At 66.6% G+C, this 15,496-nt stretch carries 12 protein-coding genes and 1 riboswitch; of the genes, 9 read left to right on the top strand and 3 right to left on the bottom strand.

The features are described from left to right. The first annotated feature begins 7 nt into the window (after nucleotides 1-7). The 6 genes from metH (at nucleotide 8) to IEW58_RS02215 (ending at nucleotide 7,973) form a co-directional block, all read left to right on the top strand. Nucleotides 8-2,653: a methionine synthase gene (gene metH / locus IEW58_RS02190; RefSeq protein ID WP_188643621.1), complete on the top strand. Its 2,646-nt coding sequence runs from the start codon at nucleotides 8-10 to the stop codon at nucleotides 2,651-2,653. A gap of 68 nt (nucleotides 2,654-2,721) precedes the next feature. Beyond that, a riboswitch (glycine riboswitch) is annotated at nucleotides 2,722-2,814 on the top strand. Nucleotides 2,815-2,981: 167 nt separating this feature from the next. Then, a complete protein-coding gene (gcvT, locus tag IEW58_RS02195) occupies nucleotides 2,982-4,127 on the top strand; it encodes a glycine cleavage system aminomethyltransferase GcvT (protein ID WP_373284698.1) in 1,146 nt (381 codons plus the stop codon). Beyond that, nucleotides 4,124-4,495: a glycine cleavage system protein GcvH gene (gcvH, locus tag IEW58_RS02200; protein WP_188643623.1), complete on the top strand. Its 372-nt coding sequence runs from the start codon at nucleotides 4,124-4,126 to the stop codon at nucleotides 4,493-4,495. The genes gcvT and gcvH overlap by 4 nt, the downstream gene beginning before the upstream one ends. A 13-nt stretch (nucleotides 4,496-4,508) precedes the next feature. Further along, nucleotides 4,509-5,870 (top strand): aminomethyl-transferring glycine dehydrogenase subunit GcvPA, encoded by a 1,362-nt coding sequence (gcvPA, locus tag IEW58_RS02205; RefSeq protein WP_188643624.1) that lies wholly within the window; start codon nucleotides 4,509-4,511, stop codon nucleotides 5,868-5,870. Between the two features lie 32 nt (nucleotides 5,871-5,902). Next, nucleotides 5,903-7,474 (top strand): aminomethyl-transferring glycine dehydrogenase subunit GcvPB, encoded by a 1,572-nt coding sequence (gene gcvPB, locus IEW58_RS02210; protein WP_229658611.1) that lies wholly within the window; start codon nucleotides 5,903-5,905, stop codon nucleotides 7,472-7,474. Nucleotides 7,475-7,487: 13 nt separating this feature from the next. Continuing rightward, nucleotides 7,488-7,973, top strand: a complete 486-nt coding sequence (locus IEW58_RS02215; protein WP_188643626.1) for an ABA4-like family protein — start codon at nucleotides 7,488-7,490, stop codon at nucleotides 7,971-7,973. 57 nt (nucleotides 7,974-8,030) lie between these two features. Here the strand turns inward: IEW58_RS02215 and IEW58_RS02220 are convergent, their stop codons facing one another. Together IEW58_RS02220 and IEW58_RS02225 are read right to left on the bottom strand one after the other, a co-directional pair. After that, nucleotides 8,031-8,159 (bottom strand): entericidin A/B family lipoprotein, encoded by a 129-nt coding sequence (locus tag IEW58_RS02220; RefSeq protein ID WP_188643627.1) that lies wholly within the window; start codon nucleotides 8,157-8,159, stop codon nucleotides 8,031-8,033. A gap of 67 nt (nucleotides 8,160-8,226) precedes the next feature. After that, complete coding sequence (locus IEW58_RS02225) at nucleotides 8,227-9,135, bottom strand: DMT family transporter (RefSeq protein WP_229658397.1); 909 nt, start codon at nucleotides 9,133-9,135, stop codon at nucleotides 8,227-8,229. A 59-nt stretch (nucleotides 9,136-9,194) separates the two neighbouring features. Here IEW58_RS02225 and IEW58_RS02230 point away from each other — a divergent pair, with 59 nt between their 5' ends. Then, entirely contained in the window at nucleotides 9,195-9,431 is a 237-nt protein-coding gene (locus tag IEW58_RS02230) for a hypothetical protein (protein WP_188643629.1), read from the top strand. A 12-nt stretch (nucleotides 9,432-9,443) separates the two neighbouring features. Here IEW58_RS02230 and IEW58_RS02235 read toward each other — a convergent pair whose 3' ends face one another. Further along, nucleotides 9,444-10,952, bottom strand: a complete 1,509-nt coding sequence (locus tag IEW58_RS02235) for a TadA family conjugal transfer-associated ATPase (RefSeq protein ID WP_188643630.1) — start codon at nucleotides 10,950-10,952, stop codon at nucleotides 9,444-9,446. Between the two features lie 228 nt (nucleotides 10,953-11,180). On the opposite strand from IEW58_RS02235, the gene glmS reads away from it, so the two are divergent. Both glmS and IEW58_RS02245 read left to right on the top strand, forming a co-directional pair. After that, a complete protein-coding gene (gene glmS, locus IEW58_RS02240; protein ID WP_188643631.1) occupies nucleotides 11,181-13,004 on the top strand; it encodes a glutamine--fructose-6-phosphate transaminase (isomerizing) in 1,824 nt (607 codons plus the stop codon). 167 nt (nucleotides 13,005-13,171) lie between these two features. Then, nucleotides 13,172-15,493: a putative bifunctional diguanylate cyclase/phosphodiesterase gene (locus IEW58_RS02245; protein ID WP_188643632.1), complete on the top strand. Its 2,322-nt coding sequence runs from the start codon at nucleotides 13,172-13,174 to the stop codon at nucleotides 15,491-15,493. The last annotated feature ends 3 nt before the right edge of the window (nucleotides 15,494-15,496 follow it).

Raw genomic sequence — 15,496 nt, forward strand, 5'->3', positions numbered from 1 at the left:
ACCCAGAGTGACCGAAATTGCATCCTCCCGCTTCGTCAACGTCGGCGAACGCACCAACGTCACCGGATCGGCAGCGTTCAAGAAGCTGATCATGGCCGGCGACTACACCGCGGCAGTCGAGGTCGCCCGCAGCCAGGTCGAGAACGGCGCGCAGGTGATCGATGTCAACATGGACGAAGGCCTGCTCGACGCGGTCGAGGCGATGACCACCTTCCTCAAGCTGATTGCCGCCGAGCCCGACATCGCGCGCGTGCCGGTGATGATCGACAGCTCCAAGTGGGAGGTGATCGAGGCCGGGCTCAAGTGCGTGTCCGGTAAGCCGATCGTCAATTCGATTTCTATGAAGGAAGGCGAGGCTGCGTTCCTCGAACAGGCGCGCAAGTGCATGGACTATGGCGCCGCCGCGGTGGTCATGGCCTTCGACGAGAAGGGCCAGGCCGATACGAAGGAGCGCAAGGTCGAGATCTGCTCCCGCGCCTACGACCTGCTCACCGGCATCGGCTTCCCACCCGAAGACATCATCTTCGATCCCAACGTGTTCGCGGTCGCGACGGGGATCGAGGAGCACGACCGCTACGGCCTCGACTTCATCGAGGCGGTGGCCGAGATCAAGACGCGCTGCCCGCATGTCCATTGCTCGGGCGGCCTGTCGAACCTGTCCTTCAGCTTCCGCGGCAACGAGACCGTGCGCCGGGCGATGCACTCGGTGTTCCTCTATCACGCGATCCCGGCCGGCCTCGACATGGCCATCGTCAACGCCGGGCAACTCGACATCTACGACCAGATCGATCCGACCCTGCGCGAGGCATGCGAGGACGTGATCCTGATGCGCGCGCCGCCCGAGGGCAGCGAGTTCGAAACCGCCACCGAGCGCCTCATCGCGCTCGCCGAAAGCTACAAGGGCAAGTCGAAGGAAGACGAAAAGGCCGCCGAGGAATGGCGCGGCTGGCCGGTCGAGCGCCGGATCGAGCACGCCCTGGTCAAGGGCATCGATGCCTATATCGTCGAGGATACCGAGGAAGCGCGGCAGCGGGTCGCCACCAGCGAAGGCCGTCCGATCGAAGTCATCGAAGGTCCCCTGATGGACGGCATGAACGTCGTCGGCGACTTGTTCGGATCGGGGAAGATGTTCCTGCCGCAGGTGGTCAAGTCGGCCCGCGTCATGAAGAAGGCCGTTGCCCACCTCATCCCTTACATCGAGGCCGAAAAGGAAGCCTCGGGCCTCGCCGATCAGTCCAAGGGACGGATCGTCATGGCCACCGTCAAGGGCGACGTTCACGACATCGGCAAGAACATCGTCGGCGTCGTCCTCCAGTGCAACGGCTACGAGGTGATCGATCTCGGCGTCATGGTGCCGTGGTCGCAGATCCTGCAGACCGCCATTGACGAGAAGGCGGACATGATCGGCCTGTCGGGCCTGATTACCCCTTCGCTCGACGAGATGGTGACCGTGGCGGAAGAGATGCAAAGGGCCGGCTTCACCATGCCGTTGCTGATCGGCGGGGCAACCACCAGCAAGGTCCACACGGCGCTTCGCATCGATCCTGCCTACGACGGGCCGGTCATACACGTACTCGACGCCAGTCGCGCGGTTGGGGTCGCCAGCCGGTTGCTGTCGGACACTCAGCGCGATGCCTTCGTACAGGATAGCGCCGCCGAGTACGCCAAGGTGCGGGAGGCGCGCGAGGGTAAGTCCAAGAGCGTGTTGCTCAGCCTCGAAGAGGCCAGGGCCAATTTCTACGATGCGTTCATGAGCGACAAGCCGGCGCCTCCCGCCCAGCCGGGGGTCCATGCGTTCGACGACTGGCCGCTCGCCAACTTGCGCGAGTTCATCGACTGGACGCCGTTCTTCCGCGCATGGGAGCTGCACGGGAACTACCCGGCAATCCTCGACGACCCGGTCGTGGGCGAGACCGCGCGCAGCCTCAAGGCCGACGCCGACGCGATGCTCGATCGGATCATCGGCGAAAAGTGGCTCACCGCGCGCGGTGTAGCCGGGCTTTGGCCCTGCGCCCGCCACGGCGACGACGTGGTGATCCATGTGGTCGAGGAAGAGCGGCACGTTCGCCTGCCGTTTCTTCGCCAGCAGGTGAAGAAAAGCCGTGACCGCGCCAACATGTGCCTGGCGGATTTCATCGATCCCGCAGGCGACTGGATTGGCGGCTTCGCAGTCGCGATCCACGGGGCCGAGCCTCATTCCGCCCGTTTCAAGGCCGAACGCGACGATTACTCCGATATCCTCCTGAAGGCGCTCTGCGACCGTTTCGCGGAAGCGTTCGCCGAGGCGCTGCACAAGTATGTGCGGACGGATCTGTGGGCCTATTCGCCAGGCGAACAGCTCACCAACGATGCCCTGATTTCCGAAGAATACCGCGGCATCCGCCCTGCGCCGGGCTATCCCGCGTGTCCCGATCACAGCCTCAAGCCGATCCTGTTCGACCTGCTCGATGCGCCGCGCCACACGGGCCTGGAGTTGACCGAGAACTTCGCGATGTATCCCACCGGGGCGGTAAGCGGCTTCTATTTCGCCCACCCGGAATCGCAGTACTTCGGCGTGGCCCGCATCGGGCGCGACCAGTTGGAGGAATACGCGGTGCGTCGCGGAGTGGATCTCGCCACCGCAGAACGCTGGCTCCGGCCCAATCTGGATTGACCGCGCGCGTTTGCTCGCGCAGGGCAAACGGGTCGCCGGAAGCGATTCCCAGCCGGGAGGGGCTTTCGACGTCCGCCATGGGAGAGCGTCCGGCAAGTTGCCGGTCCGCCGAAGGAGCAACCGCCCCGGAAACTCTCAGGCCAATGGACCGTGGCGGGCCGTGCGACACTCTGGAAAGCGCTCCGCCTCCAATGGCGGCGCCACCGACGGTGTAAGCTCGCGCTTTTCCTCACACGGGGGCGGGCCAAACTCTCAGGTTTCCCGACAGAGGGGGCAGCGGTTCGAAGGTGACCCTACCGGTCATCGGCCGCGCTGTCGGGGTATGCGCGTGAGCGAGAGCGAAGAGATCATCGAACCCGAAACACTGCCGCTGGACGGGTGGCACCGTGCGCGTGGCGCGCGGATGGTCCCCTTTGCCGGTTACGAGATGCCGATCCAGTATGAAGGCATTCTGGCAGAGCACGAGTGGACCCGCAGCCATGCCGGCCTGTTCGACGTCAGCCACATGGGTCAGCTCGAAGTTTCGGGCGAAGATGCGACGGAAGCGCTCGAAGCACTGCTGCCGATCGACCTTTCGACGCTCAAGCCGGGGCGCCAGCGGTATTCGCTGCTGCTCGATGAAAACGGCGGCGTGCTCGACGACCTGATGGTGACGAATGCGGGCGAGCGCTTTTACCTGGTGGTCAACGGCGCGACCAAGTGGGACGATATCGCGCACCTGCGCGAGCATCTGCCGGACGACATTACTCTCAACCACCTTGCCGACGACGCGCTTCTCGCGCTGCAGGGACCGGAAGCGGCCGAGGTGCTGGGGCAGCTTGGACTCGAACCGGCGAACAGCGGGCCGCGGGTTGCCGACATGGCCTTCATGGATGCCGTCGAGTTCGGGTGGAACGGGGTTCCCCTGCGCGTCAGCCGGTCGGGCTACACCGGAGAGGACGGCTTCGAGATTTCGGTTCCTGCCGATCAGGCCGAAGCACTGGCCGAAGCGCTCTGCGCGCAACCGGAGGTAAAGCCGATCGGGCTCGGCGCACGGGATTCCCTGCGGCTCGAGGCTGGCCTGCCCCTCTACGGCCACGATCTGTCTCCCGGCACCTCACCGGTCGAGGCGGGGCTGACTTTTGGCATCAACAAGCGTCGCCGGAGCGAAGGCGGCTTCCCCGGCGCCGAACGCATCCAGCGCGAGCTTGCCGAAGGGACCAAGCGCCACTGGGTCGGCCTCGCGCTCGAAGGCCGCATGGCCGCGCGCGAAGGCGCCGATGTTTACGCCGGCGATGACAAAGTCGGTACGGTGACCAGCGGTGGCTTCTCGCCCACGCTCGGTCATCCGATTGCCATGGCTTACGTCGATGCCGCACATGCCGGCGAGGGCACCGCGCTTGAGCTGGAAGTGCGCGGTAAGCGCCTTCCCGCACGCGTCGTACCCACCCCGTTCGTCCCCCACCGCTACCACCGCAAGGGAGCAGCCAAATGACCCGCTATTTCACTCAAGACCACGAATGGATCGAAGTCGATGGCGATACCGCCACCGTCGGCATCACCGATTACGCGCAGGGCCAGCTTGGCGACATCGTGTTCGTCGAAGTCCCCGATGCGGGTGCGTCCGTGACGAAGGGCGGGGATGCAGCGGTGGTGGAAAGCGTCAAGGCGGCCAGCGACGTCTATTCGCCCGTCACCGGCACCGTCACCGAGGGCAACCCCGCGCTGGCTGATGATCCCGCGCTGGTCAACACCGCGCCCGAAGGCGACGGATGGTTCTTCAAGCTGACGATCGCCGACAAGGGCGAACTCGACGGCCTGATGGACGAGGCGGCCTACAAGGCGTTCTGCGACACCCTCTGAAGGGCAATTCCTCATGCGATATCTTCCCCTGACCGAGGCCGATCGCTCGGCGATGCTAGAGGTGATCGGTGCGCCGTCGGTCGATGCGCTGTTTGCCGACGTTCCGGGTGGCTTGCACCTCGACGGTCCGATCGAGGGCCTGCCGATGCATGCCAGCGAGATGGCGGTCGAACGGCATATGCGGCGGCTTTCAAAGAAGAATCTCGCCGCGGCCGACGCGGCGTTCTTCATCGGGGCGGGGGCTTATCGCCACCATGTTCCAGCGAGCGTCGACCACATCATCCAGCGCGGCGAGTTCCTGACCGCCTACACGCCCTACCAGCCGGAAATCGCGCAGGGCACGTTGCAGATGCTGTTCGAATTCCAGAGCCAGGTCGCGCGCCTCTATGGCTGCGCGGTGGCCAATGCGTCGATGTACGATGGCTCGACCGCATGCTGGGAAGCGATCGCGATGGCCGGGCGGGTGACCCGCCGCAACAAGGCGCTGCTGTCGAGCGGGTTGCATCCGCACTATGTCTCGACCGCCAGGACCATGGCGAAGTTCACTGGCGACCGGCTGGCATGCGAGGCGCCGCAGCTTGATGCAGCCACGGACTATGCCGCGCTGGCGGATTCCATTGACGGCGAGACTTCCTGCGTCGTCGTGCAATACCCAGATATTCTCGGACGCATCGGCGACCTGACCGGCCTGGCGGATGCATGCCATGCGGCTGGAGCTTTGCTCATCGCGGTGAATACCGAACCGGTGGCGCTGGGCGGGATCAGGTCGCCCGGCGAGATGGGCGCGGACATCCTGGTGGGCGAAGGACAGTCGCTCGGTGTGGGCCTGCAGTTCGGCGGACCCTACCTCGGCCTGTTCGCCGTTCGCGATCCCAGGCACGTGCGGCAGATGCCGGGAAGGCTGTGCGGGGAGACGGTGGATGCCGAGGGCAAGCGCGGCTTCGTCCTCACCCTGTCAACCCGGGAGCAGCATATCCGCCGCGAGAAGGCGACCAGCAATATCTGCACCAATTCAGGGCTTTGCGCGCTGGCCTTTACAGCCCATCTGACCCTGCTCGGCGAAAAGGGCTTGCGGGCGCTGGCTGCGGAGAACCACCGGCTCGCCTGCCTTGCCGCCGACCGTCTGGCGAAGGTGCCCGGAGTGCGGGTCGTGAATGACACTTTCTTCAATGAATTCACCGTCGAACTGCCGGGCGACGCGCGCCAGATCGTGCGCGACCTGGCCGAGCGGCAGGTGCTCGCAGGGGTGTCGCTCGGGCGGCTCTATCCCGACCAGCAGGCATTGTCCGGCGGGCTCGTCGTCGCGGTGACGGAGACTACCAGCGAGGACGATATCGAAACCCTTGCCGCCGCGCTCGAGGAGGTCCTGCGATGAACGCGCCCAACCAGAGCGGCTGGAAGCCGACGATGCACGAAGGTGCGAATGAAGCGCTTGATTCGCACCGAACGGTGACCGGAAACAGGGCATTGATGCTCGAGGAGCGTCTGATCTTCGAGATCGGCTCGCACGAGACGACCGGGGTCGATCTTCCCGAGCCCCAGACCGGCGCCGCCAACCGGCTCGGCGGCCTCGCACGTTCCGAACCGATCGGCCTGCCGGGCCTGTCGGAACCGGAAGCGGTGCGTCACTACACGCGCCTCAGCCGGCAGAACTATGCCATCGACCTCGGGCTTTTCCCGCTCGGAAGCTGCACGATGAAGCACAACCCGCGGCTCAACGAGAAGGTGGCGCGGATGCCGGGGTTCGCCGACGTCCACCCGCTTCAGCCGGTCGATACCGTGCGCGGCGCGCTGGAGGTGATCGACGAGCTGGCCGACTGGCTGCTCAAGCTCACCGGGATGCACAGCGTGGCGATGACGCCCAAGGCGGGGGCGCATGGCGAGCTGTGCGGAATCCTGTGCATCCGCGCCGCGCTGGAGGCGCGGGGCGATCCGCGCGAGGTGATCCTGGTCCCCGAAAGCGCGCACGGCACCAATCCCGCCACTGCGGCTTTCGCCGGCTACCGGGTTGAGAATATTCCCGCCACGCCCGAAGGACGGGTGGACCTCGAAGCACTCAAGGCGCGGCTGGGGCCGGACGTGGCGGGCGTGATGATCACCAACCCCAACACCTGCGGCCTGTTCGAGCGCCAGATGAAGGCGATCTCCGACGCGGTCCACGCGGCCGGCGGGCTGGTCTATTGCGACGGGGCGAACTTCAACGCGATCGTCGGCCGGGTTCGTCCGGGCGATCTCGGCGTCGATGCGATGCACATCAACCTGCACAAGACCTTCTCCACCCCGCATGGCGGCGGCGGTCCGGGTTCGGGGCCGGTGGTGTTGTCCGAAGCGCTCGCGCCCTTTGCGCCGCTGCCCTTCGTAACCCGGCGAGCCGACGGCACCCTCGACCTGATCGAGGAGGAGAACGCGGGCGAGCACCATCCCCGCACTTTCGGCCGCATGACCGCGTTCCACGGGCAGATGGGCATGTTCACCCGCGCACTGGCCTACATCCTCAGCCATGGCGCCGACGGGCTGCGGCAGGCATCGGGCGATGCGGTGCTCAACGCCAATTACATCCTGCGCAGCCTCGACGACGTGCTCGACGCGCCGTTCGGTGACAGTGGCCCGTGCATGCACGAGGCGCTGTTCAGCGATAAGGGTTTCGCCGAGGGGCTGACCACGCTCGACCTCGCCAAGGGAATGATCGACGAGGGCTTCCACCCGATGACGATGTACTTCCCTCTGGTGGTCCACGGCGCGATGCTGGTCGAACCGACCGAGACCGAGAGCAAGGCGGGGCTCGACCAGCTCGTACTTGCCCTGCGAAGCCTGGCGCAGCGGGCCCGCGACGGGGACGAGACGCTCAAGACCGCGCCGCACTTCGCCCCGCGCCGCCGGCTCGACGAGACGCTCGCCGCGCGCAAGCCGGTGCTGGCGTGGAGCGGGCTGCCGGCACCCGGCGGAGTGCCGACGCTCAGCGAGCAGGGCGGCAGCTAGGATACCTCCGGCGATGTGGCAGGCGCTGTTCTCGCTCACCAACGCGGTCGCACTGGCCGCGTGGCTGGTGCTGATCGCAGCGCCCCGAAGGCCGCTCGCGCTGTCGTTCGTGCTCTATCTCGGGGTGGGGCTGCTGTGCCTCGCCTACGTCGCGATGGCGGCCGCCCTGCTGGCGGGATGGGCGGACCCGGTGCGCGATGCGGGCCTGCCGGCGATGAACCTTTCCGATTATTCGGTGGCGGGGCTGAAGGATGCCTTCCGTTCCGAAGGGGCGATCGTGGTCGGCTGGACCCACTACCTCGCGCTGGACCTGTTCACCGGCCTGTGGATCGCCCGCGACGCGGACGCCAAGGGGTTTACCCGCGCCGTGCAGGCGCTCGTCCTGCTGCTCACCTTCCTGGCCGGTCCGGCAGGGCTGTTCCTGTGGCTGTTCGTGCGGGAGCGGCGGGCGCGGGGGCCGGGCGGCTGGACCCGGAAAGGGAAAACGCCCGCCGGCTGAGCCGACGGGCGTTCCTGCGACCACGAAGGGCCCGAAAGCCCCCGGGTTCTATTTCACTCAGATGGCGTCGTCGCCGGCCTGGCCGACCGATTCGATGTCGCGGCCGACACCCTTGACGGTGTTGCAGGCGGTCGCGGTGAAGGTGATGGCGGCGACGCCGAGGGCGATGATGATTTTCCTGGCCATGTTGTCCTCTCTGGCTCTCGTACGTGAGTTGTTAAGCCGCTTAACGGCGGTTCCCGGCGCAGGTTCCCTACTCTCCGACCATCGCGCGCGCTTTTTGTAGCGATAGCCGATGCTCGCGCCAGGCGATCAGCAGCCCGGCGCCGACGATCAGCGGCGCGCCGAGCCAGGTGGAGGTCGGCGGCAGGCTGCCGAACACCCACCAGCCGAACAAGGTCGCCCAGATGAGCGAGGAATAGTCCATCACGATCACGCTCGCGACCGCGCCGAAGCGCAAGGCTGCCGTGAGCAGGAATTGCCCGAGCAGGCCGAACAGCGCGAGGCCGCCGAGCAGCGCCCACTGGTATGGCGTGTGGCTGGTGATGATGAACGGCAGCGCCGCCGCCAGCGGCACCACGCTGAAGGCGGCAAACCAGAACACGATGGTCAGCGGATGCTCGGTTTGCGCAAGGTCGCGGATCTGGATCGAGATCAGCGCGATCATGAAGGCCGCGCCCAGCGCCACCGCCGCGCCGAGAGGCGGTATATGCCCGCCGGCCGGTTGGGCGATCACCAGCACTCCCGCGAAGCCCAGCAGCACGGCGCCCCAGCGCCAGGGACCGATCTGTTCGCGCAGGACGAGGCCGGACAGAACCACCGCCCAGATCGCCGAGGTGAAGTTGAGGCTGGTGGCCTCGGCCAGCGGCAGCAGCGTGACCGCGCCGAAGTTGAGGAACATGCCCGCAAGGCCCGTCATCGCCCGGCGCGCGTGGGCAGGGAGGCGCAGGCTGCCGAGGGTCGAGAGCTGGCCGCGCGCCGCGAACCAGGCCAGCAGGATCGGGACGGTCGGCAACTGGCGCCAGAACAGCGTCTCGGTCAATGAGACGCCCGACTGGGTGACGAGCTTGACGAACACCAGCATGATCGAGAGCACGGCTGCCGCGCCCAGCCGGATGAGCAGCGCCATCTGCGGGCGGTGGTATCGGATCGGCTCGGCCACGGATTGCGCCATAGGGGGACTGGCCGCCGGCGCAACCGCTACCCATATGGCCCGCCGCCATGCACCCGCCCGAATTCCTCGTCTTCGCCAACGATGCACAGCTCGCCGCCATCTGGGCCGGGATGTTCCTGGCGCTGGCCGCGGTCGCGCGGGTGGCGGAGGCGCGCAGGGTCCGCCGCGCGCGCATCGATCACGTGGGCTGGGTGCCGTGGACCGGTCTGTTCCTGGTCTGCAGCGTGATCGGGATTACGCTGCTGGCGCTCGCGGCGAAGGGCTTGTTGGCGCCCGGCGCCTGAGGGCGCCTGTCTCTAGAGGCAGGCTTCCAGATAAGCCTGGTCGAAGCCGAACTGGCGCGCCTTTTCCAGCGTGTAGGGGCGCAGGCCCGAAGAGCGGAACTCGCCGAGGATCTTGCCGTCCTCGGTCTCGTCGAGATACTCGAACTTGAACAGCTCCTGGGTGACGATGACGTCGCCTTCCATGCCGATCACTTCGGTGACGTTGGTCGTGCGGCGCGAACCGTCGCGAAGGCGCTTGACCTGGACGATGAGGTCGACCGATTCCGCGATCTGGCGCGAGATGGCTTCCTTGGGGATCTTGATGTCGCCCATCAGGATCATGTTTTCCATACGGCCGAGGCATTCACGCGGGCTGTTGGCGTGAAGCGTGCACATCGAACCGTCGTGGCCGGTGTTCATTGCCGCCAGCAGGTCGAAGCACTCCGCGCCGCGGATTTCGCCGAGGATGATGCGGTCAGGGCGCATACGCAGGGCGTTCTTGACGAGGTCGCCGATGGTGATCGCGCCCTGGCCTTCGAGGTTCGGAGGGCGGGTTTCGAGCGGCAGCCAGTGCGGCTGCTGCAGGCGAAGCTCGGCCGCGTCCTCGATGGTCAGCACGCGCTCGCCCGGGTCGATCATCTTCGACAAGGCGTTGAGCATGGTCGTCTTACCGGAGCCGGTGCCGCCCGAGATGACGATGTTCATCCGGCACGCGCCGGCGATCTTGAGCGCGGTCGCCATCTTGTCGCTCATGCTGCCGAAGTCGCGCAGCATGTCGATGGTGATCGGCTTTTCGGAAAACTTGCGGATCGAGATCGCCGTGCCGCGCAAGGACAGCGGCGGGACGATCACGTTGACGCGGCTGCCGTCCTTGAGGCGGGCGTCGGCCAGCGGGGTGGTCTGGTCGACGCGGCGGCCGACCTGGTTGACGATGCGCTGGGCGATCTGGAACAGGTGCTGTTCGTCGCGGAAGCGGATCGGGGCGAGCTGCAGCTTGCCCTTCTTTTCGATGTAGGTCTGGTCGGGCCCGTTGACCATGATGTCGGACACGTCCGGGTCGTTGAGCAGCTCTTCGAGCGGGCCGAAGCCGAGGAGCTCGTCGATCAGCACCTTTTCCAGCGCGAACTGTTCGCGCCGGTTGAGGGTGACCTTGAGCTCGGCCAGCACCTCGAGGATGATCGGACGGAATTCTTCCGACAGCTCGTCCTTGGTCAGCGTCGCGGCAGCCTCGGGATCGACGCGCTCGAGCAGGCGCGGCAGCACCTGTTCCTTGATCTTGTGGACCGATGCTTCGAACCCGCCGATCTGGCTGCTTCCATCATGGACCTGGTTGGCGCGGTCAGCCAGGCGCGCCATCGCGTCGCCCTTGTTCGGATTGTCGAACGGGTCACCTTCTCCGGGCAGCGGCGGAAACTGTTCGCCGCCCGGCGAGGCGGGCTTCGCCGCCGCGCCGCCGCCCTTCATCGGGCGCGCCACGCCGAACGACGGACGTGCCCCCGGGGTCATCCCTCCGGGTCCGTTCCTGCGTCCGAAAGCGCTCATCTCAGACCCCCAATTCCTGTAGAAATGCGCGGGGCAGGAAACCCCGCCGCCGTTCGCCGGTTGCCAGCCGGGACTATCGGCAAATGGTAAACAAGTGGGTAAAGTCGCAGCGAACCGGTGAACCGGGGCTCCGCCCGCGCAAGCCGGTTCGCGCCGAGATGCGCCTTTTCATCGGAACGCGGAAAGCTTATCGGCAAGCCTCGGTCGGGTAACGGGATTTTTCAAAAAATGTGCGGCATCATAGGCATAGTTGGCAAGGACCAGGTCGCCGACCGGCTGGTCGACGGGCTGCGGCGGATGGAATACCGCGGCTATGACAGCGCCGGCCTGTGCACCGTCGATGGCGGGCAGCTCGTCCGCAGGCGGGCCCAGGGCAAGCTCGCGAACCTTGTCAGCGAGCTCGCGGCGCATCCGGCGGCCGGCACGATCGGCATCGCGCACACCCGCTGGGCGACCCATGGCGCGCCGACCGCGAACAACGCGCATCCCCACGCGACGGCGCAGGTCGCCCTTGTGCATAACGGGATCATCGAGAACTTCCGCCCCCTGCGCGACGAGCTGATCGCCGACGGCCGGGTCCTTGAAAGCGAGACAGACAGCGAGGTGGTGGCCCACCTCGTCAGCCGCGAGGTCGAGAACGGCGCTTCCCCGGAAGACGCGGTCAAGGCGGTACTGCCTCGCCTCCGAGGCGCCTTTGCGCTGGCCATCGCGTTCCGCGACCGGCCCGACATGCTGATCGGCGCGCGGCTCGGCTCCCCGCTGGTGATCGGCTTCGGCGAGGGGGAAACCTACTTCGGGTCCGACGCGCTCGCCCTCGCGCCGCTGACGCAGCGCATCGCCTATCTCGACGAAGGCGACTGGGCGGTGATCACCCGCGAAGGCGCGCAGGTTTACGATGCCGCCAATTCCCCGGTCGTGCGGGAGATCACGACCTCGGGCGCGTCGGCCGCGGCGGTCGAGAAGGGCAATTACCGTCACTACATGCTCAAGGAGATCTACGAGCAACCCACAGTGGTGGCGCAGACCCTCCAGAGCTACATCCACCAGGCGGAAAACCGGATGGCGCTGCCGCAGATCGATTTCGACCTGTCGGCCATCCGCCGGGTGACTATCGTCGCCTGCGGCACCTCCTACTACGCCGGCATGGTCGCGAAATACTGGTTCGAGGCGTTCGCGCGCGTGCCGGTGGACATCGATTTCGCATCCGAGTTCCGGTACCGCGACCCGGTGCTGGAGGAGGGCGGCCTCGCCCTGTTCATCTCGCAAAGCGGCGAAACGGCCGACACGCTGGCGGCGCTGCGTTACTGCAAGGCGGCCGGACAGACGGTGGCAGTCGTCGTCAACGTGCCGACCAGCTCGATGGCGCGCGAGGCGGATCTCCTGCTGCCGACCCATGCCGGCCCCGAGATCGGCGTCGCCAGCACCAAGGCGTTCACCTGCCAGCTCGCCGTGCTCGCTGCCCTCGCCGCGCATCTCGCGGTGAAGAAGGGGCGCATGGACCGGAACGAAGAGCACGAGGTCGTGCGCCATCTGCTCGAAGCGCCGGCCGCGCTCAATGCCGCGCTCGATCATGACGATGATATCGCCGCGATGGCGCATCTCGTCGCCCCGGCGCGGGACGTGCTCTATCTTGGACGCGGGCCGGACTTCCCGCTCGCTCTGGAAGGGGCGCTGAAGCTCAAGGAGATCAGCTACATCCACGCCGAAGGCTATGCCTCAGGCGAAATGAAGCACGGGCCGATCGCCCTTATCGACGAGGCGGTGCCGGTCATCGTTCTCGCGCCCAGCGGGCCGCTGTTCGAGAAGACCGTATCGAACATGCAGGAAGTTCGCGCGCGCGGCGGCAAGATCGTGCTGATTTCCGACGAAGAAGGGTTGGCCGAGGCGGGCGAGGGATGTCTTGCCACGATCGCCATGCCGCGCGTCCATCCTCTGATCGCGCCGCTGGTCTATGCCGTTCCGGTGCAGTTGCTGGCCTACCACGTGGCCTGCGTCAAAGGCACCGACGTCGATCAGCCGCGCAACCTCGCCAAGTCGGTGACCGTGGAATGACCGATCGATATGGTCCGGGAATTTCCATTCGATAGTTAATCCCGGGTTAGCGGGGCGCACCCGTTTTTCCCATTCCACTGCCGTGGTTTACCGGGCTCTAACCTTTGCCGCGCTAATGCCGCGGAGTGAACGAGCCGAAACTTCCTGTGCCCGCGGCGCCCGCAGAGATGCCACTTCTGGCCGTCCTTGGTCTGCGCGACCCTGAGGGGAGCGACTGGAGCCGCCTGCGCGGGCTTCAGTACGCGCAGCTGACCCGCACCCAACGCTGGCGAATCGTCGTCCACGCAGTGTGTGCCATTCTCACCATCGCGCTGTTCGCGGGCAAGGCGCCGACCTTGCTGCTCGTCACCTTCGTAGCCGCGCTGCTGGGGTCGATGGTCATCACGCTCCGCTCCAATCACGGGGTCAGCACCAGCGAGCGGCCGCGCGTGACGCGCGCCGAGCTGGACGAGAAAGCCCGCGCGGCGGCCTGCGTCGCGGTGGCGTGGTGCATTCCCATGCTGGGCTTCGCAAGTTTCGCCGGCGACGCGGAAAGGGCCGGGCTCGGCCTGCTGATCGCGGTGCTGCTCGTCGGGTCCTCGCTCGCGCTCGGGGCTGCCCCGCTCGCGACCATCATTTTCGGCGCGATCACCGGCTCCGTCACCATCGGCAGCTTCCTCTGGTTCGGCCAGTTCCCGCTGGCCCTGGCGATCGCGATGCTGCTGGTGACGGTGACTTACGGGGTCGCTTCGGTGGCGCGCCTTCACCTCGCCGCGTGCCTTGCCGAGGCGGGGGTGGCGGAGCAGAGCGAAGTGGTCTCGCTGCTTCTGCGCGAGTTCGAGGAAAACCAGGCGGACTGGCTGTGGCAGATCGATACCAACCGGATGATCCGCGGCGCGTCGCCGCGCCTGGCCTATGCGCTTGGACGCCCGGTCGAGGAGGTCGAAGGCAAGCCCTTCCTCGAGATGATCGCGGGTGAAGCCTGGGAAACGGGACAGTTCCCCGCCTCGCTGCACGACCTGGCCGAGCGGCTGAAGCGGCGCGAGAGCTTCTCGAACCTGCTGGTCAAGGTGGCCATCGGCCGCGAGCATCGCTGGTGGGAGCTTTCCGGTACCCCGATGCTCGACGATAACGGGGCCTATCTCGGCATTCGCGGCGTCGGTTCCGACGTTACCGAACAGCGCGAATCCAGCGAGAAGATTGCCTATCTCGCCCGCTACGACACGCTCACCGGCCTGCCCAACCGCCTGATGCTGACCGAGGCGCTGGGCGACGCGCTGCGCTATGCGGAACAATGGCGCACCCGCTGCGCGTTCCTGATGATTGATCTCGACCGGTTCAAGGCGGTCAACGATTCGCTCGGGCACCTGATCGGTGACAAGCTGCTTGCCCAGGTGTCCGCCCGCCTCAAGGCGCTGATGGGCGAGAACGAGCTGTGCGGCCGGCTCGGCGGCGATGAATTCGCCATCGTCATCCGCGATGCCTCTGAGCGCGGCTGCGTCGAGCGGGTGGCGAAGAACGTCATCGCGCGCCTGTCACAGCCTTACGAAGTGGACCACCACACCCTCTATGTCGGCGCATCGGTCGGTTCGGCGATCGGCCCGCGCGACGGCAAGACCGTCGAAGAACTGATGCGCAACGCCGACCTCGCGCTGTACCGCGCGAAGGACGACGGCGGCAACGAGCACCGCAGCTACGAGCCGCTGCTTCATGCCAACGCCGAGGAGCGCCGCCAGCTAGAGTTCGCGCTGCGCCAGGCGCTGGAGAGGCGTGAGCTGGTGCTCAACTACCAGCCGGTGGTGGACGCCACTTCGGAATCGGTCGTCAGCTTCGAGGCGCTTGTGCGCTGGAACAGCACGGACCACGGTCCGATCAGCCCGGGCAAGTTCGTCCCGATCGCGGAGGACACCCGCCTGATCGTGCCGATCGGCACCTGGGTGCTCGAGCAGGCCTGCCGCGAGGCGACCCGCTGGCCCGAGCACGTCCGGATCGCGGTCAACGTATCGCCCGAGCAGCTGTTCGAGCCCGATTTCGCCACCACGGTCGTGCGTGCGCTTACCGCCAGCGGGCTGGAGGCGCGCCGCCTCGAGCTGGAAGTCACCGAGAGCATTTTCCTGCGCGATGCGAGCGTCGCCCGCAGCTCGCTGGAGCAGGTCATGGCTTTGGGCTGCACCGTCGCCCTCGACGATTTCGGAACCGGCTATTCCTCGCTCGGCTACCTGCGCAAGATCAAGTTCTCGACCATCAAGGTCGATCGCAGCTTCGTGACCGGCGCGGCGCAGGACAGCAAGGAAAGCCTCGCGATCATCCGCGCGGTGGTGGCGATGGCCGAAAGCCTGGAGATGTCGACCACGGCCGAAGGCGTCGAGAGTGCCGAGGAAGCCGACATGATCCGCCGTCTCGGCTGCACCAAGATCCAGGGATATTACTTCGGCCGTCCGATGCCCGCCGAGGATGCGCTGCGGTTGTTCCGGCGCAGGCCCGCGGTTCCGGAGCGGCTGCGCGCCTGATCG

Origin of the sequence: Tsuneonella deserti (assembly GCF_014644315.1) — a bacterium.
Lineage (GTDB): Bacteria > Pseudomonadota > Alphaproteobacteria > Sphingomonadales > Sphingomonadaceae > Tsuneonella > Tsuneonella deserti.

Bases quoted from the DNA above. Each gene is read 5' to 3' on its own strand.
- IEW58_RS02215 (WP_188643626.1), top strand. From the start codon at position 7,488: ATGTGGCAGGCGCTGTTCTCGCTCACCAACGCGGTCGCACTGGCCGCG.
- gcvPA (WP_188643624.1), top strand. From the start codon at position 4,509: ATGCGATATCTTCCCCTGACCGAGGCCGATCGCTCGGCGATGCTAGAG.
- glmS (WP_188643631.1), top strand. From the start codon at position 11,181: ATGTGCGGCATCATAGGCATAGTTGGCAAGGACCAGGTCGCCGACCGG.
- gcvPB (WP_229658611.1), top strand. From the start codon at position 5,903: ATGCACGAAGGTGCGAATGAAGCGCTTGATTCGCACCGAACGGTGACC.
- IEW58_RS02220 (WP_188643627.1), bottom strand. From the start codon at position 8,159: ATGGCCAGGAAAATCATCATCGCCCTCGGCGTCGCCGCCATCACCTTC.
- gcvH (WP_188643623.1), top strand. From the start codon at position 4,124: ATGACCCGCTATTTCACTCAAGACCACGAATGGATCGAAGTCGATGGC.
- IEW58_RS02245 (WP_188643632.1), top strand. From the start codon at position 13,172: ATGCCACTTCTGGCCGTCCTTGGTCTGCGCGACCCTGAGGGGAGCGAC.
- IEW58_RS02230 (WP_188643629.1), top strand. From the start codon at position 9,195: ATGCACCCGCCCGAATTCCTCGTCTTCGCCAACGATGCACAGCTCGCC.
- IEW58_RS02235 (WP_188643630.1), bottom strand. From the start codon at position 10,952: ATGAGCGCTTTCGGACGCAGGAACGGACCCGGAGGGATGACCCCGGGG.